The sequence below is a fragment of the Porticoccus sp. GXU_MW_L64 genome (genome assembly GCF_052983295.1).
Map to the genome: position 1 here is coordinate 147,444 of NZ_JBRKJK010000005.1, position 22,396 is coordinate 169,839.

General features: G+C 52.1%; 23 protein-coding genes. 20 read left to right on the forward strand and 3 right to left on the reverse strand.

What is annotated here, in order from left to right; translation table 11 throughout:
• The first annotated feature begins 11 nt into the window (after nucleotides 1-11).
• From ACVBEJ_RS04950 to ACVBEJ_RS05015, 14 genes are all read left to right on the forward strand, one after another.
• Nucleotides 12-1,652 carry a hypothetical protein gene (locus ACVBEJ_RS04950; RefSeq protein WP_447128499.1) on the forward strand — a complete coding sequence of 547 codons (1,641 nt, stop codon included), beginning with the start codon at nucleotides 12-14 and terminating at the stop codon, nucleotides 1,650-1,652.
• Nucleotides 1,653-2,106: 454 nt separating this feature from the next.
• Entirely contained in the window at nucleotides 2,107-2,463 is a 357-nt protein-coding gene (locus ACVBEJ_RS04955) for a hypothetical protein (RefSeq protein ID WP_447128500.1), read from the forward strand.
• Nucleotides 2,464-2,741: 278 nt separating this feature from the next.
• Complete coding sequence (locus ACVBEJ_RS04960; protein ID WP_447128501.1) at nucleotides 2,742-3,596, forward strand: FAD binding domain-containing protein; 855 nt, start codon at nucleotides 2,742-2,744, stop codon at nucleotides 3,594-3,596.
• An 82-nt stretch (nucleotides 3,597-3,678) separates the two neighbouring features.
• The gene (locus ACVBEJ_RS04965) at nucleotides 3,679-4,179 is read left to right on the forward strand and encodes a (2Fe-2S)-binding protein (RefSeq protein WP_447128502.1); all 501 of its coding nucleotides are present in this window, start codon (nucleotides 3,679-3,681) and stop codon (nucleotides 4,177-4,179) included.
• A 13-nt stretch (nucleotides 4,180-4,192) separates the two neighbouring features.
• The gene (locus tag ACVBEJ_RS04970; protein ID WP_447128503.1) at nucleotides 4,193-7,306 is read left to right on the forward strand and encodes an aerobic carbon-monoxide dehydrogenase large subunit; all 3,114 of its coding nucleotides are present in this window, start codon (nucleotides 4,193-4,195) and stop codon (nucleotides 7,304-7,306) included.
• A gap of 170 nt (nucleotides 7,307-7,476) precedes the next feature.
• Nucleotides 7,477-8,364, forward strand: coding sequence for an AAA family ATPase (locus ACVBEJ_RS04975; protein WP_447128504.1), 888 nt, complete (start codon nucleotides 7,477-7,479; stop codon nucleotides 8,362-8,364).
• A 48-nt stretch (nucleotides 8,365-8,412) separates the two neighbouring features.
• Nucleotides 8,413-9,627, forward strand: a complete 1,215-nt coding sequence (locus tag ACVBEJ_RS04980; RefSeq protein ID WP_447128505.1) for a vWA domain-containing protein — start codon at nucleotides 8,413-8,415, stop codon at nucleotides 9,625-9,627.
• Between the two features lie 14 nt (nucleotides 9,628-9,641).
• Nucleotides 9,642-10,442, forward strand: a complete 801-nt coding sequence (locus tag ACVBEJ_RS04985) for an XdhC family protein (protein ID WP_447128506.1) — start codon at nucleotides 9,642-9,644, stop codon at nucleotides 10,440-10,442.
• A complete protein-coding gene (locus tag ACVBEJ_RS04990) occupies nucleotides 10,439-11,083 on the forward strand; it encodes a nucleotidyltransferase family protein (RefSeq protein ID WP_447128507.1) in 645 nt (214 codons plus the stop codon). The genes ACVBEJ_RS04985 and ACVBEJ_RS04990 overlap by 4 nt, the downstream gene beginning before the upstream one ends.
• 293 nt (nucleotides 11,084-11,376) lie before the next feature.
• Nucleotides 11,377-12,198: an XdhC family protein gene (locus ACVBEJ_RS04995; RefSeq protein WP_447128508.1), complete on the forward strand. Its 822-nt coding sequence runs from the start codon at nucleotides 11,377-11,379 to the stop codon at nucleotides 12,196-12,198.
• Nucleotides 12,195-13,424, forward strand: a complete 1,230-nt coding sequence (locus ACVBEJ_RS05000; protein WP_447128509.1) for an aminotransferase class V-fold PLP-dependent enzyme — start codon at nucleotides 12,195-12,197, stop codon at nucleotides 13,422-13,424. Before ACVBEJ_RS04995 ends, ACVBEJ_RS05000 begins: the two co-directional genes overlap by 4 nt.
• On the forward strand, nucleotides 13,424-13,837 hold the full coding sequence (locus ACVBEJ_RS05005) for an iron-sulfur cluster assembly scaffold protein (RefSeq protein ID WP_447128510.1): 414 nt from the start codon (nucleotides 13,424-13,426) through the stop codon (nucleotides 13,835-13,837). The genes ACVBEJ_RS05000 and ACVBEJ_RS05005 overlap by 1 nt, the downstream gene beginning before the upstream one ends.
• A gap of 106 nt (nucleotides 13,838-13,943) precedes the next feature.
• Entirely contained in the window at nucleotides 13,944-14,393 is a 450-nt protein-coding gene (locus tag ACVBEJ_RS05010) for a hypothetical protein (protein ID WP_447128511.1), read from the forward strand.
• A gap of 180 nt (nucleotides 14,394-14,573) precedes the next feature.
• Nucleotides 14,574-15,302, forward strand: a complete 729-nt coding sequence (locus tag ACVBEJ_RS05015; RefSeq protein WP_447128512.1) for a LytR/AlgR family response regulator transcription factor — start codon at nucleotides 14,574-14,576, stop codon at nucleotides 15,300-15,302.
• A 175-nt stretch (nucleotides 15,303-15,477) separates the two neighbouring features.
• Here the strand turns inward: ACVBEJ_RS05015 and soxR are convergent, their stop codons facing one another.
• On the reverse strand, nucleotides 15,478-15,948 hold the full coding sequence (gene soxR / locus ACVBEJ_RS05020) for a redox-sensitive transcriptional activator SoxR (RefSeq protein ID WP_447128513.1): 471 nt from the start codon (nucleotides 15,946-15,948) through the stop codon (nucleotides 15,478-15,480).
• Nucleotides 15,949-16,227: 279 nt separating this feature from the next.
• Here soxR and ACVBEJ_RS05025 point away from each other — a divergent pair, with 279 nt between their 5' ends.
• Nucleotides 16,228-16,656, forward strand: a complete 429-nt coding sequence (locus tag ACVBEJ_RS05025) for a VOC family protein (protein WP_447128514.1) — start codon at nucleotides 16,228-16,230, stop codon at nucleotides 16,654-16,656.
• The gene (locus ACVBEJ_RS05030) at nucleotides 16,656-17,198 is read left to right on the forward strand and encodes an NADPH-dependent FMN reductase (RefSeq protein ID WP_447128515.1); all 543 of its coding nucleotides are present in this window, start codon (nucleotides 16,656-16,658) and stop codon (nucleotides 17,196-17,198) included. The genes ACVBEJ_RS05025 and ACVBEJ_RS05030 overlap by 1 nt, the downstream gene beginning before the upstream one ends.
• Nucleotides 17,199-17,420: 222 nt before the next feature.
• Here the strand turns inward: ACVBEJ_RS05030 and ACVBEJ_RS05035 are convergent, their stop codons facing one another.
• Complete coding sequence (locus ACVBEJ_RS05035) at nucleotides 17,421-17,996, reverse strand: NUDIX hydrolase (protein WP_447128516.1); 576 nt, start codon at nucleotides 17,994-17,996, stop codon at nucleotides 17,421-17,423.
• Nucleotides 17,997-18,069: 73 nt separating this feature from the next.
• Here ACVBEJ_RS05035 and ACVBEJ_RS05040 point away from each other — a divergent pair, with 73 nt between their 5' ends.
• Together ACVBEJ_RS05040 and ACVBEJ_RS05045 are read left to right on the forward strand one after the other, a co-directional pair.
• Entirely contained in the window at nucleotides 18,070-18,696 is a 627-nt protein-coding gene (locus ACVBEJ_RS05040; protein WP_447128517.1) for a CoA pyrophosphatase, read from the forward strand.
• Entirely contained in the window at nucleotides 18,689-18,880 is a 192-nt protein-coding gene (locus ACVBEJ_RS05045; protein WP_447128518.1) for a DUF1289 domain-containing protein, read from the forward strand. Before ACVBEJ_RS05040 ends, ACVBEJ_RS05045 begins: the two co-directional genes overlap by 8 nt.
• Before the next feature lie 83 nt (nucleotides 18,881-18,963).
• Here ACVBEJ_RS05045 and ACVBEJ_RS05050 read toward each other — a convergent pair whose 3' ends face one another.
• Nucleotides 18,964-19,389 carry an HU family DNA-binding protein gene (locus tag ACVBEJ_RS05050; protein ID WP_447128519.1) on the reverse strand — a complete coding sequence of 142 codons (426 nt, stop codon included), beginning with the start codon at nucleotides 19,387-19,389 and terminating at the stop codon, nucleotides 18,964-18,966.
• A gap of 292 nt (nucleotides 19,390-19,681) precedes the next feature.
• Here ACVBEJ_RS05050 and aspS point away from each other — a divergent pair, with 292 nt between their 5' ends.
• Both aspS and ACVBEJ_RS05060 read left to right on the forward strand, forming a co-directional pair.
• Nucleotides 19,682-21,457, forward strand: coding sequence for an aspartate--tRNA ligase (gene aspS, locus ACVBEJ_RS05055; RefSeq protein ID WP_447128520.1), 1,776 nt, complete (start codon nucleotides 19,682-19,684; stop codon nucleotides 21,455-21,457).
• 166 nt (nucleotides 21,458-21,623) lie between these two features.
• Entirely contained in the window at nucleotides 21,624-22,370 is a 747-nt protein-coding gene (locus ACVBEJ_RS05060) for a YebC/PmpR family DNA-binding transcriptional regulator (RefSeq protein ID WP_447128521.1), read from the forward strand.
• Nucleotides 22,371-22,396: the final 26 nt, after the last annotated feature.

Here is a 22,396-nt window from a genome sequence, read left to right on the forward strand (position 1 = left end):
GGAACGGAAACATGATTATTAAAAAACAAAGCCCGCGTCCTCTGGGACTGAACGAGCCCCTGTATCACGCCGACCACTCTCGGCCTGTCACTCGCCGGGATTTTCTCGCCCAGGGTTTTTGCGCCGGTGCGGGCACGGTGCTGGGCGGTTCGGTATTGAGCATGTTTGCCAACCCCCGCAAGGCCCATGCGCTGTCACAGGATTTGATCGACGCCATGGATGCCGCCGGTTGTTCCTCCGGTTTGGGTGCGGGCAAAATTCCCTTTATCTGTTTTGATTTGGCCGGTGGTGTCAATATCGCCGGTTCCAATGTGTTGATCGGCGGCCAGGGCGGGCAGATGGATTTTCTCAGCACCGCCGGTTATTCCAAACTGGGTTTGCCCGGCGACATTATTCCCGGTGTGGCGGAAGTGAACGGTGCCGGTTCTTCGGAGTCCGGTACCAGTAACGGCGACCACACGGATACCACTTTGGGCCTGGCGTTCCACAGCGACAGTGCCTTCTTGCGCGGCATTTTGGAAAAACTGTCGCCGGGAACGGCGGCTAATATCAATGGCGCCATTATTCCTGCCCGCTCGGAAAACGACACCGGCAACAACCCCCACAACCCCATGTACGGTATCGCCCGTGCTGGTGCTGAAGGTTCTATCCTCAGCCTGATTGGTTCCCGCAGCAGCGATTCCGGCGGCAACTCGCTGGCGCCCATGGCCATGATCGACCCCACCATTCGCCCCACCAAAGTGGATCGCCCCTCGGATGTGACTGGCATGGTGGATATTGGTGATCTGGTGGGATTGCTCAATCAGTCTGATGCGGTGGCAGTAATGGAATCTGTGTATCGCCTCAGTAACGCCAAACTGGGTGCCGTGGATACCCGCCTCACCAACGATGCGGTAATCAAAGATTTAATTGAATGTGGTTACCTCAGCAGTGCAGACCTGGCAGAGCGTTTTGGCGACCCCAATACTCTGAACCCGGACGACCGCAATGCCCCCAATCCGGTCATTGTCAGCGACAACGGCGGCATTTTCTCCACCAACGAATTTGACGGTGACGGTGAGTTCCGCAAAACCGCCTCGGTGATGAAAATGGTAATCGACGGCTTTGCCGGTGCCGGCACTATCACGATGGGCGGTTACGATTATCACACTGGCGAGCGCGCCACTGGCGAAATACGCGACCTGCGTGCGGGCCGTTGTATGGGCGCCTGTCTGGAATACGCCGCTCGCACCAATACGCCGCTGATGATGTACGTGATGAGCGACGGTTCGGTGGCCAGTAATGGCCGTATCGACAACTCCGTGAACGGCCGCGGCAAAGGGGAATGGACGGGAGATAACCAATCCACCGCTTCGTCTTTCTTCCTGGTGTACAACCCCAACGGTCAGCCGCAGTTGCTGGGCGCCAGCCCGGAAGAACAGGCCCGCCACCAGCAAATCGGCTTTATGCGCAACGATGCCTCCGTAGAAACCGCCTCCACCCCGGCGGCCAACAACGTCAATCTGTTGGTGGAAACGGTAATTTTGAATTACATGGCGCTGCACGGTGAACAAGGCAACTTCGCCAACCTGTTCCCGGCCAATGGTTTGGGGAATAGCGCGTTGATGGACTCCCTGACGGCGTTCCAGCCGATTGTGAATGGGACGATTTAAAAAGTAATAATTTCCTCCCCCCTATGCAACAGGGATGTTGCGCCTTCTTTCTTGAATATCCAGCGTTTGTGGAATAGTGTTTTATTCCAGAGTGCGCGACCTCGGTATTGCCTGCTGTGACACGCCGTGAATACGTCCATGTAGGCTCGTTACCAGCATCCCTGCTGGCAACGATCACATCAGGCAATACCGAGATCACTTTGAAAATTGAATCCGCGTTTGTCAGGTTTGTGCTGCAAAACACAGGGAGAGAGTGCGATGGCCTTTTTGAGATTCTTTGTCTATGGTTTGGCTTGTTTTAGTGGGTTGGCTTTGTTTCTCGAATGGCCCCACGTGCCGCTTGGTGATGTTTCAATTAAATTGCTAGCCTATTTGGGAGTGGCTGGGGGCGTCAGTTTTGTTATTTCATACGGAGCATGTGTGATTTTGTATCGTTTGCTAAGGGAATTAATTTGTGGAACTGACTGATTATTTTTTGGCAGCGGTTATCGTATTGAGTACGTTGTTTCCCATAGTTTACATATTCTATCGGCAGGTCGAAAATAAGCTGTTTTTTCTTTCGGCTTGTATCGGCGTTTATTGTTTGATTGATGTTTTATTGGCAGTGGCTGCGGCCCCTTTTGCACTTTTTTTGATTAAAGTAATTCCGCAATTAGCCGAACAAGGCCAGACGGTTTACTTGGTTCCTGTTATGTCTTTTCTCGGGCTTGTTCAGGAGTATTGGTTTTTCTTGTCTCATCCGCTATTAGCAATCTTGCTACCACTGGCTATACACAGAAGATACAGCTTATTTCGTGCCGAAAGCAGCTGATACCCCGGCACTAATTGCCGCCGAGTCAATTGTGCTAATTTTTGGTGAGATTTTCATGTTTCCAATTCGGCTGTTCGTGTTTATTAGCGGGCAGTTCAAGTATTTGGCCTATGGGCTTTGCCTGTAAAAATGCTACAAAAGCACAACAGCCAAGGCGCCGACAAATACGTACTCACTAATAATTCAAAGCCCAGCTAACAACATTTTAGTTTGTTTCTGTTAGTTATGGTCATTGTTTCTGCCCTTGGTGAAGACCACCGTTTGGAGAGTAGATAATAATGATCCCATCCAATTTTAATTACCACGCACCAACTTCCATTGAGCAAGTGTTTGGCTTGTTTGAGGCTCATGGTGACAGTGCCAAGCTGCTTGCCGGCGGCCACAGCCTTTTGCCCATGATGAAATTCCGCTTCGCGGAGCCTAAACAGCTGATTGACCTCAACGGCATTGATTCCCTGCGCGGTATCACAGTGACCGACGACACCATCGAAATTGGTGCCATGACCACTGAAACGCAGATTCTCGATTATCCGGATATGGAAAAGATCTGCCCATTGCTGACCACCGCTACGCGCCTGATTGCCGACCCGCAGGTGCGCAACCGTGGCACCATTGGTGGCGACATTGCTCACGGTGACCCCGGCAATGATCACCCATCAGTCATGCTGGCGTTGGATGCGACGTTTGAACTGGTTTCCAGCAAAGCAAAGCGCCTGGTGAAAGCCGACGACTTTTTCTTTGGTACTTACCAGACTGCTCTGCAAAAAGGCGAGCTGCTGACCAAAATTATTATCTCTCGCGATGTAGCCAGCCGCCCATTCGGGTTCCGCAAGTTGAAGCGTAAAACCGGCGACTTTGCCACTGCTGCCTGTGCACTGACCTTGCAAAAAACCGGCGACCATTGCAGCAACGTGCGTATCGCACTGACCAACCTTGGCCCCAAATCGTTTCGTGCTACTCAGGCTGAATGGTTGCTCAACAACAATTCACTGTCTGAAGACGTCATCACCGCTGCCGTTCAAGTGGCAATGGATGCCTGCGAGCCTGCAAAAGATCAGCGCGGCGATCCTGAATACAAAACGCAAATGGCCGGCACGATGCTTGAGCGCGCCTTAATTGACGCAACGGCTTAACGAATACCGCCCATAAGAACAACACCAGAAAAAGCGAGCTAAAACGATGTCCAATAACGAAACGTCCAGCCAAGGTGTATCTGTGTACAAACCCCAAACGGTGGAATTTAACCTCAACGGTAAGCCCACCACGGTTGCAGTTGATGAGCGAACTTTGTTGGTTCACGCACTGCGTGAAAACCTGAACTTAACTGGAACTCATATCGGTTGCGACACCTCACACTGCGGTGTGTGCACCGTTGATGTGGACGGTGTGTCTGTTAAATCCTGCACCATGTTGGCGGTGCAAGCCGCTGGCAAAAGCGTAGTGACTGTAGAAGGGCTGGCTGATGAGAAAGGCCTGCACGCTGTGCAAGCGGCTTTTATTGAAGAACACGGCCTGCAGTGCGGTTTCTGCACTACCGGCATGATGATGCGCGCTTACCGCTTTTTGCAGGAAAACCCGACCCCCAGCGAAGAAGAAGTGCGTTGGGGCTTGTCTGGCAACCTGTGCCGTTGCACCGGTTACCAAAACATTGTCAAAGCGGTTATGACCGCCAGCAAAAACCTGCAAGCAGAAGCCGCTACTGCGGCCGCCGGATAAGGGGGTAATGAAAATGAATAAGCCAATTGATCCATCCCATCTCGAAGAGCCGGTGTCCGAAAGCGCGGAAAAAGTGCAGGGTATTGGTTGCGCACGCCGCCGTAAAGAAGACCCCAAATTTGTTCAAGGTAAAGGTCAGTACGTTGATGACGTGAAAATGCCTGGCATGGTATTCACTGATATGGTGCGCAGCCCATATGCTCACGCGCGTATTGTGTCTATCAACAAAGAAAAAGCCCTGGCGCTGCCCGGTGTGCACGCCGTATTAACCGCCGAAGATTTAAAACCCCTTGATTTGCACTGGATGCCCACCTTGGCCGGTGATAAGCAAGCGGTGCTGGCGGACGAAAAGGTGCACTTTCAATATCAGGAAGTGGCTGCGGTGATTGCCGATGACCGTTACATCGCTGCTGACGCAGTGGAGTTGGTAGAGGTTGAGTACGAAATTTTGCCGCCCATGGTTGACCCTTACAACGCCATGAAAGATGACGCGCCCATTGTGCGTGATGACCTTGTTGGCGATGACGGCAAAAAAATCGACTCTGAAGATCACCCCAACAAAATTTTTGAATGGGAAGTGGGTGACAAGCAGGATACCGATGACATTTTCTCTCGCTCCCCAGTGGTGGTGAAAGAAGAAATGTACTACCCGCGGGTGCACCCAACGCCATTGGAAACCTGCGGTAGTGTTGCCTCGTTTGACCCTGTAAAAGGCACCTTGACCGTTTACGTTACCTCACAGGCACCACACGTTGTACGTACTGTTGTGTCCATGCTGTCGGGTATTCCCGAGAGTAAAGTACGTATTATCTCACCGGATATCGGTGGTGGTTTCGGTAACAAAGTGGGTATCTATCCCGGTTACGTGGTTTCCATCGTGGCTTCTATCGTACTTGGCCGCCCGGTCAAGTTTGTTGAAAACCGCACCGAGCACCTGTCTACCACCGCGTGGGCGCGCGACTACTTTATGACCGGCGAAATCGCCGCCGACGAAAACGGCATTATCAAAGCTTTGCGTGTCAACGTACTGGGCGACCACGGTGCCTTTAACTCACAAGCCCAGCCCACCAAATGGCCTGCTGGCTTTATGAGTATTTGTACTGGCTCGTACCACATTCCTCAAGCCTATTTGAACGTGCTGGGGGTGTACACCAACAAAGCCCCCGGTGGTGTTGCTTACCGCTGTTCGTTCCGTGTTACCGAAGCGGTTTACGTAATCGAGCGCACCATGGACCTGCTGGCCCGCAAGATCGGCGTATCCCTGGCGGAAATTCGCATGCGCAATTTTGTCAAGCCAGAGCAATTCCCCTACGACACCCCACTGGGTTGGCAGCTGGACAGTGGCAACTACCACAACGCCCTGCAAAAAGTGATGGACGCGGTTGATTACCCCGCATTGCTTGAAGAACAGAAAGAAAAACGCGCCAAAGGCGAATTGATGGGTATTGGTGTCTGTACCTTCACCGAAATTGTCGGTGCAGGCCCAACCCGCAACTGCGACATTCTGGGCGTCGGCATGTTCGACTCCGCCGAAATTCGCATGCACCCGGACGGCAGTATCATGGCTCGCATGGGTACCATTACCCAGGGTCAGGGCCACGCCACTACCTACGCGCAAATTATTGCCAGTGAGCTGGGTATTCACTCTGACGTGATTACCATTGAAGAGGGCGATACCGATACCGCACCCTACGGTTTGGGTACATACGGTTCCCGTTCCACACCGGTTGCCGGTGCTGCGGTTGCCAAAGCCGCGCGCATTATTCGCGACAAAGCCCGCAAGATTGCCGCCCATCTGTTGGAAGTATCGGAAGAAGACCTGGAGTGGGAAGACAACCAGTTCGCGGTGAAGGGCAATCCCGACATGGCCAAAACCATGACCGAGATTGCTGGCGCGTCTTACAACACCCTGCCAGACGGTATGGAGCCAGGCCTTGAAGCGGTTTACTACTACGACCCCCCCAACTTCACCTACCCGTATGGCGCGTACCTGTGTGTGGTGGATATCGACAAAGACACCGGTGAAACCAAAGTTCGTCGCTTCTACGCGCTCGACGACTGCGGTACTCGTATTAACCCGATGATCATCGACGGTCAGATTCACGGCGGTCTTACTGAAGGTTTTGCCGTGGCATTTGGTCAAGAGCTGCCATTCGACAAAGACGGCAATATTTTGGGCAACACCTTTATGGATTACTTTGTGCCAACCGCCGTTGAAACGCCGAAATGGGAAACCGATTTCACCGTGACGCCATCGCCTCACCACCCGATTGGTGCCAAAGGTGTGGCCGAATCGCCTCACGTGGGCAGCATCCCGTGTTTTACCTCAGCGGTAGCCGATGCGGTAGCCCACCTGGGTGTTACCCACCTGGATATGCCACACACCGCATACCGTGTGTGGCAAACCCTGCAAGAAGTACAAGGCAGGCAAGCGACACCGAGCGACAACGTTTTGGCACTGGTTGAGCAAGCCAAAGATCAATGCGTCGCTGACCTGGCCGTTGTTGAAGGCCACGAAACCAAAGGCGACACCATCGTTGAAAGCGAAGACGGCATGACCGTACACAAAGTCTTCAGCGTGAAATCCAACGCCGACGATGGTTGGAAAGTGCTGCAAGACATCGGTCTGTTGGCCGGTTGTTTCCCCGGTGGCCGTGTAACCGAACAAACCGACGAGAACAACTACATCGCTGTTGTTGAAATCTCCGTCGGCCCTGTAATCATGGCCTTCGACGGCAAAATCACCATTGAGCAACTGGACCACAGCAACCGTGTGATGCAGATGATTGGCTCTGGTCAAGACTCTAAAGGCACCTCGTCAGCGGAAATGAAACTGACCGCACAAATCGTAGAAACCGCAGATGGCTTCGACCTGATTGGCGACTCTACCTTTCAAGTGCGTGGCAAGTTGGCTGCCTTCGGTAGCCGCATGATGGGCCAGGTGGCGGATCAACTACTGGGTCAATTCGGCAACCGCTACGAAGATCACGTGTTGGCCCTGGGCGGTGGTGCCGACGCTGCCGCTGCTCAAGAGCGCCTGGAAAAAGGCCCGCAGAAGATGAATGCATTTGCGTTCGGCTTCTCGGTGTTTGTGAATACGATCAAGCGCCTGTTTGGTAAAAAGTAAGTGGCCGCCGTCATTCCCGCCTGCGCGTATTGCCGTTCGGGATAAACTATGATGCCGTCATTGCGAGCGCAGCGAAGCAATCCAGTGTCTTTTAACACGCCGGTATACAGGTAAAACCACTGGATCGCCGCGCTTCGCTCGCGATGACGAAACTTTTAAGTCTATCTGCCATGTCCGTAGCCGAGCAGTACACAGAAGAAGCCATCCTCCAAAAGTTGCGGGAGGGTGGTTATCTTGCATCTCGTGGTTTGAGTTTTAGCCTGTCACTTATGCGCCAGCTTAATCGGCCCTTGTTGCTGGAAGGGGAGGCCGGTGTCGGAAAAACGTCATTGGCCAAATCACTCAGCTCGGCCCTTGGCATGGCCCTTATTCGTTTGCAATGTTACGAAGGCCTCAGCGTTAGCCAAAGCCTGTACGAGTGGAACTACCAGCGCCAACTGCTCAGCATCAAACTGTTGGAAGGAAAATCCAAACAAGAAATCGAAGACGAAATCTACTCCAGGCAATACTTGCTGGAACGGCCACTGTTGCAAGCCATTCAACAGCCTGAACCGCCCATTCTGTTGATTGACGAAATCGACCGTGCCGACGAAGAATTTGAAGCCTTTTTGTTGGAGCTGTTGGGTGAGTTTCAGGTGACCATTCCAGAAATGGGCACCATTCAAGCGGTCACCAAACCTTACGTTATTCTCACCTCGAACGGCACCCGTGAACTGAGTGATGCGCTGCGCCGCCGTTGTTTGTACCACTACATCGACTACCCAACAGTTGATGAAGAACTGCAGATTATCCAAATGCGCCTGCCGAACATCGACCGCGACCTGACCGCACAACTGGTGCGCTTTGTTGAAAAGCTGCGACGCATGCAACTGCGCAAAGTGCCGGGCGTTGCAGAAACCCTCGACTGGGCCGAGGCCCTGATGAATCTCGGTTTTCGCAGCCTCGACCAGGACCTGACCAGCCTGGAGAGCTCGCTGATGTGTTTGCTGAAATACCAGGAAGACCGCGCCACCGTAAGCGCCAACAATCTCGAAAAAGTCGTTAGCACAGTTTTATAACTGTTTTTGATAACTGGCCTTTATGACAGCTTCTTGTGAAAGATGTGTATGAAAGAAAGTATCGACCTGATATTCGATGGAAGCAGTCTCCACTCCATGCAGGGCAAGTTGGCAGGGTTTTTAACTCATTTGAAAAAAATTGGTTTTCAAGTCGATATCGATCATCAAATTATTGCCCAACAACTCTTGGCCAAAAATGATTTTTTCGATCGTTTTGGCTTTGAATTGGCGTTGCGCACTCTGTTGTGTAAAAACAAAAAACAGTGGAAGTTGTTTGCGGATATTTACAAAGAGTATTGGATGCATAAGCAAAACCCCAATTCGCTGTCAACGTCGAAGCCTGAAAAAAATGCACCCATCAATGGATTTGACGACGGCAAATCGGATCAAAGCAGCTTGCAGCCGTCTACAGGAAAAGAACGCCCCAATAAAAGCCACAGCAACCAACAAGTTCGATCTGATATTGCCTCATCTCAGGATTTTGACGAAGAGGCAGACTTCAGTTTTCTGGACGATCCAGATTTGCTGGCCATGTATATAGACAGCTGCCGGGCATTGATTCGCAAATTGGCGCGTAAATCACGTAAAAAGCACCGCACCAGAAAACCGGATGTGCTGGATATTCGCAGCACCATCAGCAACAACTTTAAAAATGGCGGAGAGCTGTTGGATGTTATTTTTTGGCAGCGTCCTCAGATGCCACCACGGTTTACGGTGGTAATAGACGTCAGTCGCTCAATGTCGGTTTATAGCGACGCCTTCCTCGTGTTTGCCATGGCTATGGTGAATCTGCTGCCCACAGTGCGAGTTTTCCTGTTCAATACCCGGCTGGCGGAAGCCACTCAAACACTGCGGAACAGAAATCTGAACGTGGTGAAATACCAGCTTGAACAGCTCTCCGGGTCTTGGGGTGGCGGCACCAAAATTGCCACTAATCTCAACAAACTCAAGAATTATAATCTGTGGAAGAAACGCTCTAACCACCATGTGATTGTACACAGTGATGGCCTGGATACTGACCCTCCAAAAGAACTCGCCAGGGTATTAAAACGCTTGAAAACCGGGTGCCGAAATCTGTTCTGGTTGTCACCGTTATTAAAGAACGCCAACTACCGGGTTGAGACCGGCGCGTTGAAAAACGCTTTGCAATACATTGATTATTTATTGCCAGTACACAACTTTCAAAACTTGAAAAACCTGGTGGAATTGATTGAAAACCATGGCGCGTCCGAGGCTTGCCGCAAAGCCCTGGAGGTTGCCTGAGTGGGAGCAGAACCATGAATGCTGATCTGTACCAGCAAATAGCCAATGCCATCAAACTGCAGGTGCCGCAGGTGCTAGTGACCGTGGTACGGGTAAAAGGCTCCAGCTCTGCCAATGTGGGGGATAAGGCCATAGTAAATGCCGATGGCGAAATGATGGGCTGGGTAGGGGGCGCATGTTGTCAACGTATCATCAAAAAACTGGCACCAGAAATTCTGCTGTCTAACAGTCCGCGCCAGGTGCGTGTCGCTCCGAAGGAGGATCTTGTTGTCGACATGGAATGCTATCAGTCTCACTGTGCCAGTGAAGGTACAGTGGATATGTTATTAGAGCCCATCGCTAATGCGGCATCCATTTGTGTGTACGGCGAAAGCCCAATAGCCAGTTGTGTAACAGCATTTTGTCAGGAGCTGGATATTCAAGTGGTGCAGGCTGACCCGAGATATGAAGAAGGTGCGAGCAACAGCCTCGGTATTGCGGTGGTTGCCACCCAGGGCACTGGCGATGTGCCAGCGGTAAAACACGCGCTGGCCACTTGCCCCAATGGTGTGCTGTTGGTGGCGAGTGCCAAAAAAGCCGCGTCCATTGAAGTCGCATTGCAGAAGCAGGGTGTAGATGCCAATGCCATGAAGCAACTGCACTCGCCAGCAGGTATCGATATTGCAGCGCAGAACCCCGCAGAGATTGCACTGTCGATTGTGAGTCAAATCGTACAGTTAAAAAATACGGATTGCTGTAAGCCCGTTGCCAATACCGCGTTAAAAGCTGCGCCCGCTGACAGGTCGAAAACCGTGTGCTGCGGCGGTAGTGAATGAGCCAGAACAACGCGCCAACTGTTGCAACTGTTTTGCTGGCAGCGGGGCTGTCAAGCCGTATGGGGGAACTGAATAAATTGCTGCTGCCGGTCGATGGCAAGCCCATGGTGCGCCATATGGCAAATATCTATTTGCAGGCGGGAGTTGCTGAATTGGTTGTTGTGGTGGGCTATCAGCAGCAAAAGGTGAGGAATGCGTTAAGCGGTTTGCCAGTCACCATTGTTGAGAATCCCGAGTACGAAAATGGGCAACTGTCGTCTATTCAGCAGGGCTTGCAAGCGGTTTCAAACGCAGCGGATTTTGTGTGTGTGGCGCTGTCTGATCAGCCATTGCTAACCAGTGACGATGTTCGCCATTTGGTCGACGCATTTTCAGCGCTGCAGGCACAACCAAAAAACACCAAAACCATGTTGGTGCCATATGTTGGCGGCAAGCGGGGAAATCCGATTTTGCTGACCCGCCAACAAGCCTTGGCTGCTGATAAACAAGGGGTGCGCTTGGGATGCCGAAAATTGATTGACAAGTACCCGGAGAAAGTTGTCTGCCTCGAAGTAGACCATACTCGCTACCACAAAGACGTAGACACTCAACAGGACGCGAAAACAACCTTGAATCTTCATGCGTTGCGTGAAGCTGGTTAGGGCCTGTTAACACTAATTGAGTCATCACTGCTGGGAGCCATTTTTTCGCCCAGCAAGGCAGAAGGAGTGCTGTGTAGTCATTCTACATGAGCGACTGATAACGCAGCTGGGCGGGAAAATGGTCCCAGCCCCGTTTTTTCTAACGAAAGGGGTTGCGGCTAAAAAAGCGCCACTCGGTGTTGCTCGTCGCTCATTTGGAGTGACCAAACCGCTCTCCTCGCGCCTTGATTGGCGCTTTTTTAGTCACAACAGTGACGATTCAATTAGTGTTAACAGGCCCTGAGAGAAACAGTATGAAGCAATCGATTTACCAAATGATTCAACAAATGTTGGATGCCCGCGAACCATTTGCCGTTGCCACAGTAATTGGCAACCACGGTTCAGTGTCTGCCAAAGTTGGCTCCAAAGCGGTGATTGATGCTCAAGGAAAATTGATTTCTGGCTGGATTGGTGGCGGTTGCGCGGAGTCTGAAACCTGTTTTGAAGCCACCATAGCCATAGAAAGCGGCGAAAGCCGAACCTTTGAAATTGATCTTGACGATGAAATGTTAGGGGCAGGTATGCCCTGCGGAGGAGCCATGACCGTTTACGTAGAGCCGCAAATTCCTTGCCCGACATTGTGGTTGATCGGCCACGGAGAAATTGTGCGCAGCCTGTCCCAGCTGGGAAATTTGATGGGCCTGAATGTGGTGATTAACGACCCGGTAGCTACCTTCGAGCAATACCCGGATGCCCACACCATTATCAACGACGACCTCAATTACCAACAGCTTGTTCCAAGCGATGAAGACTTTGTGATTATCGCCACGCAACACAAGGGTGATCATTTATCCATGACCCAGGCGTTGGACTCCGGTGCAAAATACATTGCGCTGATTGCCAGTAACAAGCGCGCCAAACTGGTGTTGGAGTATTTGAGCGATGTGTCTGCGGAACAACTGGAAAAAACTCATATCAGTACTCCGGCGGGCATTGATATCGGCGCAAAAACGCCACAGGAAATTGCCTTGAGTGTGATGGCTGAAGTGGTGATGCATCGCCGTGGTGCGTCGGGAAAGTTGAAAAAAATTGATGAAAAAATTCACCTCGGTGCTCCGGAAAGTATCGTCGAATGAATATGAATGCTGTGCCGGATATGTTGTTTTTTGAGCAGAAAGTGCGCCGTGCCTTTAGTCGCAATAATGGCCATGCACATTATCTGGATTCCGCAGCGACCACTCTAAAACCGGATACTGTTCTGGATGCAGTTGTTCGGGGCTATGAAAAATTTGCTGCCCCCGTTCACCGAGCCAGTTATGGCGCTGCTGAGCAGGCTTCTCTCACCTACGAAGAATCCCGCGAAACCGTGGCGGCATTTATTGGTGCAAAGCCTGAACAACTGGTATTTACTGCCTCCTGCACTGCCGCCATCAACGGGATTGTCGTTGGCTGGGGCGAGCGCAATATTTGCAAAGGCCAAACAGTTTGGGTAACCCGTATGGAGCACAACGCCAACTACTTGCCGTGGCGTATGCTGTGTGAGCGGGTGGGTGCCCGGTTAAAAATTATTGAATTGAACGACAATGGCCAATTGCTTTTTGATTCTGAAGATATATGGAATGACAGCACTGCACTGATTGCAGTATCCCATTGCTCCAATGTGTTGGGTGGTGAAAACCCGGTACAACGCATTTGTCAGCGAGCGCGAGAACAGGGCATTGTCACCATCGTGGACGCCGCTCAATCGGTTGCCCACAAGTCCATTTCAGTCGCCGATACAGGTTGCGATTTTTTGGCGTTTTCTGCCCATAAAATGTATGGGCCGGAAGGTATTGGTGCACTGTATATTCACCCTGATCGTATAGCCCAAATGCAGCCATTTCTCTATGGCGGCGGCATTGTTACCAGCCTGTCGCCGGCGGCAATTCGTTGGCAGCAAGCCCCCCATTGTTTTGAGGCGGGCAGTGCAAACTTGTCCGGTGCATTGGGTTTTGCGGCGGCGGTAAACTTTATCACCGATTTGGGTATTGACGATATTGGCCATCACATCGGCAAGCTCGGTAGCCGGTGCCGCAAAGCGCTGAATCAAATTAAAGGCCTTACTTTGCTGCCAACGGCGGGGGCAAGCCATGGCACATCCGTTGTGTCATTTACACTGGATGGTGTTCACCCACACGATGTGGCCCATATTGCTGCGGAGCAGGGCGTTGCCATTCGCACTGGCCACAATTGCAGCCATTTGTTAATGCAGGGGTTGGGGCTGACTGCTGTAAACCGTGCCAGTTTTGGCGTGTATAGCAACCTTGAAGATGTGGATGCGCTTGTGCAATCGGTACAACGGGCCAGCGAGATATTCAAATAATGGACAAATCTTACTATCAATCTCAGTTGCTGGAACACTACAAAAATCCTGTCGGTAGCGGTGAGGTAACGGATGAACATCGTCAAGGTGTCGGTAGCAACCCATTGTGTGGTGACGAAATTTGCGTTGGCGTAAAAGTGATCGATGGTGTATTTGCAGAGATTCGCTTTAAAGCCCGCGCGTGCTCCATTTGTATCGCCTCTGCGTCAATGATGAATACCCTGTTAAGCCATCAACCCGTTGCGCAAGCGGCTGTTTTCCGTGAGCAACTTCAACGTTTATTCGCCGGTGATTCAGGCGAAAACGACCTGCCGGAAGTGTTGCAGCCTCTGGCAGCTATTGTGCCCATGCGCTCGCGTCACAAATGCACACTTATTGGCTGGGAGGCGCTCAATGACGCGTTGGCTGAGTAACTCGGTAAACAGTTCCTGCCTGCTTAGCGCTTTTCTTATTGCGGCTTTCTTGCTGATTACACAGCTTTCCTGGTATTGGTTGCCATTTCTTTGTTTCTTGCTTTGCATGGTCGCGTTTAAAGCCAATGCCAGCGGTTTGTCGGTAGTGCTAACCTGCCTGTGGAGTAGCTCTGCAACGATAACAGGCTTGTCGCTGGGACTGTATCTGGATATGGGTGTGTTCGATGTGCAATTTTTGTATTGGGTATGCGGTTCCGGCGGCATGTTTGCCCTGGCTCCGTTTGCCGCTTTGGGTATGACGTTGGGGTGCAATTTCGGTATGCTGATGTCTGCCGGTTGTTTATCGTGGACACGTATTCTGTATTGCAATATCGGCATGCTATTGGGGATGTGGGTATTTGAGTGGCTGCATAATTACTTTGCCATGGGCAGTGGTTTGTTTGTACTGGCAGGCCATGTGGCATCCATGGTCTTTTTTGCCGGTGTGATTGAACAGGTGGCCAATTGTATTGTGCGAGGGCCAGCCAGCTATTACGCAGAGCCTAAAAAATTATAAGGGCACTTCTAAAAATGCACTATTTCCGCGATAGCGGCGTTGGCGTCGTACTCGAGTCCTCATGTATGCCTTATACACTGCGGGTCTCCGTGCGCCGCCGCCTTGCTCTCACGAAAATATCACTATTTTTAGAAGTGCCCATAAGTTGTAAAACCAGAAAACAACAAAACGAGATATCGATTGGAAACCCTTCAATACAAGTTGCAACAATTTGACCCCGGCATCGTCTGGTTGGATCAAAACAACACCGTAACGGCCATGAACTCAGTGGCCATTGATGTGCTGGGTGGGTTAAAAGAAAATCCGTTAGGCCAGAACATCATTACGTTTCATCCGCCGAAAAGCCAGGATAAAGTACAGATGTTACTGAAAGAATCCCGCTGCCCCATGGATTCGCCACCGCCTGTTTCCATGATGATCAACGCCATTGATCGCCTGCTGATGATCAAAGTCAGCAAAATGTACAGCGACTCGGAAAGCCTTGGCACCTGTATGATTTTTTACGACCTGACCAACGTGGCTTCCGGCACAGGCGCGGAGCCAGAGCCAGTACCAGAAGATCACAAGCGATTACAAATCAAAAAAATTCCGGTATACAAAAACAACCGAATATTGTTGATCGACCTGAATGATGTGCATTACATCAAAGCAGAGGGTCACTACTGCTCCTTGCACACAGAAGAAGGGGAGTACCTGTGCAATTTATCCCTGGCGGACCTGGGCAACACTCTCTTTATTGAGAGTTTTAAAAGGGTACACCGCAGCTATATTGTCGACCTGGAAAAAGTCACCGAAATTGCCCGTAAAGAGAAAGATTTTGTGTTGTATCTGAACGGCACAAAAGAAGTGCAAATCCCGGTAGGGCGCAGTCATCGGGACGAGGTAAAAAACCACTTTAATTTGACCTGAATCCGTGATTTCAGAGTGGATGCAGAGCGTAAGATATTGGTTTCACGGCGGAATTAAAAAATCTTAGCTTCACCCGTCGGTTAAGAGGGTATTTTTTAAACCGCTGTGGAATCAAGAGCTTGCGTTATGCGCCGCTCTGGAGTCACGGATTCAGGTTTGATTTAGCTACGGACGTTTACTGTCGTTGTATGCCGTTAGATATGGTCCAACGCCCCTCCAGAATAACGGCACCATTTCCCTTGTCTCCCAGCTTGTCACCCTCGTTATAAATCGGACAGCTTTTCATCGACAGGCAGCCACAACCGATACAACCAGTAAGCAAATCTCGCAGTCTTTCCAGGTAGGCAATGCGGTGGTTTAAGTCATCTCGCCATTCGCGAGAGAGTTTGTTCCAATCGCTGGCGGTGGGAGTGCGGTTGTCGGGCAGTTTTGCGAAGGTTTTCTTGATTTCTTCCAGGGTGAAGCCCACTTTCTGGGCGGCTTTGATCAGCGATACCCGGCGTATCACATCGGCTTTGTAACGGCGCTGATTGCCAGGGTTGCGCTGGCTTTGTATCAGCCCTTTAGCTTCGTAAAAGTGAAGGGTGCTGACTTTGATGCCACAGCGCTCGGCGACTTTGCCGACTGTCCAGTTGGATTCTTTCATTTCTGTTTCCCTGAGTTGCTATACCACCATAGCTGAATGCTGAAGTCTTGATTACCTTTCTGTGACCGTATGCGACATGGATGTCGCATCCGAGCCTACATGGATGTATTGACGGCGTGTCACAGAAAGGTAATCAAGATTTCAGGCCTGCGCTGGAGACTTGTCGCACTACTAATAGGCTTTCCCTATCAAAACCATAGTCAAAATCTCTCTTTACCTCAAGTTAAGTTCAGGTTTTATAGTGCCCGCACTTTATCAATGGCCACAGAGGGCGTAACAATGGTTCGTATTGAGCATATCAATCTGGTGATTAAAAATCTGGACAAATCCATGGCATTTTACAAGGCGGCTTTTCCCCATTGGCAGGTGCGCACTCAAGGCGGTGGTGAGTGGTATGGCAAGCCGCGCAGGTGGGTGCACTTAGGGGACGATTATCAATATCTGGCGCTGAATGAGTTTGGTGAAGGTGATAATCGCGACCTGCAGGGCCACCAAGTGGGCCTGGCACACTTTGCCTTTGAAACCAACGACCTGGATGCGCTGATCGAACGGATGAAAAACGCGGGTTTTGCTGTGGATAAAGACGGTGCGGACGAACCCTTTCGCAACAATGTCTACTACATTGACCCGGATGGCTTTGAAGTGGAGTTTGTGGAATATTTGAGTGACTTGCCCAGCGAGCGTAATCTGAGTAAAGAGGAAAAATAATGAGAGTTTTAGCGTTTTCATCCAGCAACAGCAAACAATCTATTAACAGGGCACTGGCGGCTTATACGGCCAATCTTATAGAGGGTGCGACCGTAGAGGTACTGGACATTCACGACTACGAACTGCCGCTGTTCAGCCTGGAACGGGAAACTGAATTGGGGCAACCACAGCTGGCCCGTGATTTTCTCGATAAAATCGCCTCGGCGGATGCGCTGGTTATCTCCCACGCCGAGCACAACGGCTCTTACACCGCAGCCTACAAAAACCTGTTTGACTGGGCATCGCGGGCTGAGCGCAAAGTATTTCGTGGCAAACCAACTCTGTTGCTGGCCACCTCTCCGGGGCCGGGGGGCGCCAAAAATGTGTTGGCCCAGGCGGAATCGTCGGCACCCTATTTTGGAGCGAACGTGGTGGCGGCGATATCAGTGCCATCGTTTCAGGATAATTTTGATGGCGACTTTGGCGAGATGACCAATCCGCAAATCAGCGATCAACTTCAGTCGGGGGTGAGAGCGCTGAATCAAGCTGTGTTGTCATTCTGAGTGCAGCGAAGAATTTCTGCTGGAGGGCTCACTTCCTGTACCACAAAACCTGAAGGCGTAAATCTGGAATGGCTCGCTGTGACCGTGGCCAGCAGGGATGCTGGCCTCGAGCATACATGGATGTACTTGCTGCGTGTCACAGAGAGCTATTTCAGGTTTACGTCCTGCGACACAACGCCTATCTTGTGAACTCCCTAGCAACTGAATGAGCACAGAGAATCCTCAGCTCTTGTGCCAATGCCACTCGCCGCGCTGTGAAGGGCCTGTCCACCCGGAATGCAGTGGGAAGACGCCCCTCGCCCGGTCTTTAAAATACTTGTCCAATGTGGCCTTTACCGAGGTAAAGGCAATCTCACCCCAGGGTATTTCGTCTTCCCGAAACAGTTTCACTTCCAGGCTCTCCGGGGTTGCGCGAAACTCCGGTTTCGGAAGATTGGCAAGAAAAAACAAGTGCACCTGATTGATGCCGGGAATACTGGTCATGGTGTACAGCTGGCCAATTTCCACCTCGGCCCGGGATTCTTCCAGGCATTCCCTCGCCGCCCCCTGTTCCGTGGTTTCGCCGTTTTCCATAAAGCCGGCCGGTATGGTCCATTTGTCGGCCTGAGGTTCAATGGCGCGTTTGCATAACAGCACGCGTTGCTCGTTGCCATCGTCGTAGATCGGCAGGCAGCCGGTAATAATCAACGGATTTTGGTAATGAATAGTGTCGCAGTGGTCGCATACATCGCGTTCGTGATCGTCGCCTTCAGGAATACGTCGCTTGACCGGCTGCCCACAATTACTGCAGTAGTTCATGGTTGCTTTGCACTATCAAGGTAAAATGAATTGTGCCGCAGTATATAACAAGCGTTTCGTTGGAATTGATTGAATGCTGACAACTATTGTAAATAACCTCAAACAGTTGCCCTTGTGTGAGGCTATGCCGGAACACTGCGGCGAGCGCGAGGCAGCGGTGTTGCTGGCCTTGACGGAGGAGGCGCAACCCCATGTGGTACTGACCCGCCGCGCCAGCCACCTTAACGACCACGCGGGCGAAGTGGCTCTGCCCGGTGGTATGTGGGAACCACAAGATGGCAGCCTGTTGCAGACTGCCCTGCGGGAAAGCCATGAGGAAGTCGGCCTGTCACCCCGTCAGGTAGAACTGTTCGCTACCTTGCCAGCACGCAATACCCGCCTTGGGGTCAGAGTCACACCTTTTGTGGGGCGTATCCCTGCCACGGTGAAGTTACAGCCGGAGTTGGCAGAGCTGGATGCGATTTTCCGGGTGCCGGTGGCATACCTGCTGGATACCAGTCATCTGGTCTACGCCAATTTTGACATCAATGGCAGGGAGTATTCGCTGCCCTGTTACCAGTACCAGGAATACACCATCTGGGGTTTTACCCTGGCGCTGTTGGTGGAGTTTCTTAACTGTTCACTGCAAGCAGGTATACAGTTAAACTACCCGGCCATCAAACACTTCCCCCAGTCCCGGCCAGAAACCCGCAATGAGTAACGACGAAAAGCCCATCAACTCCCCCTGTATTTCCATCTGCGCACTGGATGACGACGATGTCTGTGTGGGCTGCTTCCGCACCGCCGATGAAATCCGCGGTTGGATGGCTATGGACAACAGCGAACGCAAAGAAGTGCTGAAAAACAGCATGCTGCGTTCACGCCAAGCGAATCCGTTTGCATGATTGTTGGACGTAAAATTTGCGCACTAAAAAGGCGGCCAATGGCCGCCTTCGTCTAACGTCGAACATCCAACGTCAAACCATCTTTAGTTCGCCATATCTTTGAGTTTTTTCAGTGCCAACACTTTTACTGCGGTGCTGGCGGGGCGGGCAGCGAAAGTGGTTTCTTCACCGGTAAAGGGGTTGATGCCTTTGCGCGCCTTGCGAGCGGGCTTTTTCACGGTTTTGATTTTCAGCAGGCCGGGCAGGGCAAATTCGCCCACGGCGCGCTTTTTGATGTGGCGCTCAATCACGACACCCAACTCATCCAGCACCGCGCCAACCTGCTTCTTGCTCAGGCCGGTGTTGTCGGCAATTTCGGTGAGTATCTGGGTTTTGGTATAACGGGATTTAACGGCGGTTACTTTGCGGGCGGGAGCTGCGGCTTTGGCGGGTGCTTTTTTCGCAGCGGCTTTTTTTGCCGGGGCTTTCTTGGTGGGTGCTTTCTTGGCTGGAGTTTTTTTGGCGGCCATCTCACTATCCTTTATAGATTGTTGTTGATACAGGTGGTGCGTTTGGGGGCGGCACTGCGCAGCGGTCTTGTTGGATGCTGCAGCCGAGCCTATATATAAAGCATCGCCGGGATGCAGGCAACAGAAAACACTTAAAAACAGGGGTTTTTGCCACTTTTCTGCGGTCCTGATTGTTTTTGCGGGTTCCGCTTTGGATGGCGGTGCATGTCATCGAACCCTGGGGTATAATGCCCGGCTTTTTGTATGGGCAGCTGGTCTGCCTGCTTGTTTGAAAACGATGGGAACTGACGATATGCGCAGCGGTTACTGTGGCGCCCTGAACAAAACCAATATTGACGAAGTGGTCACGCTGTGTGGCTGGGTGGATCGCCGTCGCGATCACGGTGGTGTAATTTTTATCGATCTGCGAGATCGCGAAGGGGTTGCCCAGGTAGTGTTCGACCCGGACTGTGGCGAACATTTTACTACCGCTGAACGGCTGCGCAGTGAATATGTGATTCGCGTTACCGGCAAGGTGCGCGCCCGCGACGATGCCGCCGTGAACACCAATATGAAGACTGGCGAAATCGAAGTGTTCGCCAGCGAGCTGACCATTCTCAATAGCTCTGAGACCCCGCCGTTCCCGCTGGATGAGCACCAAAAGGTGGGTGAAGACGTGCGACTCAAGTACCGCTACCTGGACCTGCGCCGCCCGGAAATGCTCGGTAACCTGAAATTCCGCTCCGACGTCACCACCGCCATTCGCAGCCACCTGGCTGAGCGTGGCTTTATGGATGTGGAAACCCCCATGCTGACCCGCGCCACCCCGGAGGGCGCCCGTGACTACCTGGTGCCCAGCCGTACCCACGAACACAAATTCTTTGCCCTGCCGCAGTCACCACAGCTGTTTAAACAGTTGTTGATGATGTCCGGTGTGGATCGCTACTACCAGATCGTCAAATGCTTCCGCGACGAAGACCTGCGTGCCGACCGCCAGCCGGAATTTACCCAGATCGATATGGAATTTGCCTTCGTCGAGGAAGACGACATTATGGGCCTCAGTGAAGATATGATCCGCAGCGTATTCCGCGATGTGAAAGGTATCGAGCTGGGTGACTTCCCCCGCATGCCCTACAGTGAGGCTATGGAGAAATACGGCTCCGACAAGCCGGACCTGCGCATTCCCCTGGAGCTGGTGGAAATCAAGGACCTGGTTAAAGACGTTGATTTTAAAGTGTTCTCCGGCCCCGCCAACGACCCCAAAGGCCGCGTGGCCGCATTGAAAGTACCCCAGGGCGGTGAAAAGCTGGCCCGTAAAAAGGTGGATTCCTACGGCAAGTTTGTCAGCACCTACGGTGCCAAGGGCCTGGCCTGGATCAAGGTCAATGACCGCAACGACCTTGAAAACGGCTTGCAGTCGCCGATTATCAAATTCTTCCCACAGGAAGTGGTGGCAGCGATCTTGGATCGCGTAGAGGCAGAAACCGGCGACATTATCTTCTTTGGCGCCGACAAAGCCAGCGTTGTGTCCGATGCTCTCGGCGCGCTGCGCGGCAAACTGGGCGAAGACCTGAATCTGTACACCTGTGAATGGGCGCCCCTGTGGGTAGTGGACTTCCCCATGTTTGAGGAGTTGGAGGGCGGCGCGCTGACTCCGTTGCACCACCCCTTTACCCAGGCGTCCTGTTCTTTGCAGGAACTGAAAGCCAATCCCGCAGAGGCCCTGTCTCGCGCCTACGATATGGTGCTCAACGGCACCGAACTGGGCGGCGGTTCCATTCGTATTTACGACCCGCAGATGCAGTCCGAAGTGCTCAGTATTCTGGGCATCAGTGAAGATCAGGCACGGGAAAAATTTGGCTTTCTGCTGGACGCCCTCAACTACGGCTGCCCGCCCCACGGCGGTATTGCCTTTGGCCTCGACCGCCTGATTATGTTGATGGTGGGTGCGGACTCCATTCGCGATGTCATCGCCTTCCCGAAAACCCAGTCCGCCCATTGTGCCATGACCGATGCGCCGGGGTTGGTGGATAAAGGACAGTTAAGGGAATTAAATATACGTCTTCGAGAGAAAGTGGCGGAGCAGTAAAAGACTGGTCGCACGACGCACGTCTGACGTCGCACGCTAAAACCAAGCACTTCGTCGTTACAAAAGCGTGCGACATACGACGTCAGACGTGCGACCAAAACAATATGAATATTGTGCCAAAGTGCATCCTATGGCACATAGATAAATAAAGAACTGGAGACTACCAATGGCAGGTCACAGTAAATGGGCTAATATCAAACACCGCAAGGCGGCTCAGGACGCCAAGCGGGGCAAGGTATTTACCAAAATTATTCGCGAGCTGGTGGTGGCGGCCAAAGCCGGTGGCCCCAACCCGGAAGATAACCCCAGCCTGCGCGCCTGTGTCGACAAGGCGCTGGGCGCCAACATGAAAAGAGACACCATCGACAAAGCCATCGCCCGCGGAGCCGGCACTGGCGATGGTGATGACTACGAAGCCGCCACCTACGAAGGTTATGGCGTTGGCGGTGTGGCGGTACTGGTGGAATGCCTGACCGATAACCGCAACCGCACCGTGGCGGAAGTGCGCCACGCCTTTAGCAAGCGCGGTGGCAACCTGGGTACCGACGGCTCGGTGGCTTACCTGTTCTCCAAAATCGGCCAGCTCAGCTACGCTGAAGGCGCCGACGAAGATCAGATCATGGAGGTGGCCCTGGAAGCCGGTGCCGATGATGTGGTGAGCAACGACGATGGTTCCATTGATGTGATCACCGCCTGGGAAGACTTTCTGTCGGTAAAAGACGCCATGGTCGCCGCTGGTCTGATCCCGGAACATGCGGAAGTCACCATGCAGCCGTCCACCAGTGTTGAACTGGACAAGTCCGGTGCCGAGAAAGTCATGGGCCTGGTGGATATGCTGGAAGATTTGGACGATGTCCAAAACGTCTATACCAACGCGGATATTCCCGAATCGGTATTGGCGGAAATGGAGTAAGGGCTTTATGTCATTCTGAGCGCAGC

Coding starts and splice junctions, on each gene's coding strand:
- ACVBEJ_RS05025 (WP_447128514.1), top strand. CDS start 16,228: ATGGTTCGTATTGAGCATATCAATCTGGTGATTAAAAATCTGGACAAA.
- ACVBEJ_RS05035 (WP_447128516.1), bottom strand. CDS start 17,996: ATGAACTACTGCAGTAATTGTGGGCAGCCGGTCAAGCGACGTATTCCT.
- ACVBEJ_RS04950 (WP_447128499.1), top strand. CDS start 12: ATGATTATTAAAAAACAAAGCCCGCGTCCTCTGGGACTGAACGAGCCC.
- ACVBEJ_RS04990 (WP_447128507.1), top strand. CDS start 10,439: ATGAGCCAGAACAACGCGCCAACTGTTGCAACTGTTTTGCTGGCAGCG.
- ACVBEJ_RS04975 (WP_447128504.1), top strand. CDS start 7,477: ATGTCCGTAGCCGAGCAGTACACAGAAGAAGCCATCCTCCAAAAGTTG.
- ACVBEJ_RS04980 (WP_447128505.1), top strand. CDS start 8,413: ATGAAAGAAAGTATCGACCTGATATTCGATGGAAGCAGTCTCCACTCC.
- ACVBEJ_RS04985 (WP_447128506.1), top strand. CDS start 9,642: ATGAATGCTGATCTGTACCAGCAAATAGCCAATGCCATCAAACTGCAG.
- ACVBEJ_RS04970 (WP_447128503.1), top strand. CDS start 4,193: ATGAATAAGCCAATTGATCCATCCCATCTCGAAGAGCCGGTGTCCGAA.
- ACVBEJ_RS05000 (WP_447128509.1), top strand. CDS start 12,195: ATGAATATGAATGCTGTGCCGGATATGTTGTTTTTTGAGCAGAAAGTG.
- aspS (WP_447128520.1), top strand. CDS start 19,682: ATGCGCAGCGGTTACTGTGGCGCCCTGAACAAAACCAATATTGACGAA.
- ACVBEJ_RS04960 (WP_447128501.1), top strand. CDS start 2,742: ATGATCCCATCCAATTTTAATTACCACGCACCAACTTCCATTGAGCAA.
- soxR (WP_447128513.1), bottom strand. CDS start 15,948: ATGAAAGAATCCAACTGGACAGTCGGCAAAGTCGCCGAGCGCTGTGGC.
- ACVBEJ_RS05045 (WP_447128518.1), top strand. CDS start 18,689: ATGAGTAACGACGAAAAGCCCATCAACTCCCCCTGTATTTCCATCTGC.
- ACVBEJ_RS05050 (WP_447128519.1), bottom strand. CDS start 19,389: ATGGCCGCCAAAAAAACTCCAGCCAAGAAAGCACCCACCAAGAAAGCC.
- ACVBEJ_RS05005 (WP_447128510.1), top strand. CDS start 13,424: ATGGACAAATCTTACTATCAATCTCAGTTGCTGGAACACTACAAAAAT.
- ACVBEJ_RS05030 (WP_447128515.1), top strand. CDS start 16,656: ATGAGAGTTTTAGCGTTTTCATCCAGCAACAGCAAACAATCTATTAAC.
- ACVBEJ_RS05060 (WP_447128521.1), top strand. CDS start 21,624: ATGGCAGGTCACAGTAAATGGGCTAATATCAAACACCGCAAGGCGGCT.
- ACVBEJ_RS05010 (WP_447128511.1), top strand. CDS start 13,944: ATGGTCGCGTTTAAAGCCAATGCCAGCGGTTTGTCGGTAGTGCTAACC.
- ACVBEJ_RS05040 (WP_447128517.1), top strand. CDS start 18,070: ATGCTGACAACTATTGTAAATAACCTCAAACAGTTGCCCTTGTGTGAG.
- ACVBEJ_RS04995 (WP_447128508.1), top strand. CDS start 11,377: ATGAAGCAATCGATTTACCAAATGATTCAACAAATGTTGGATGCCCGC.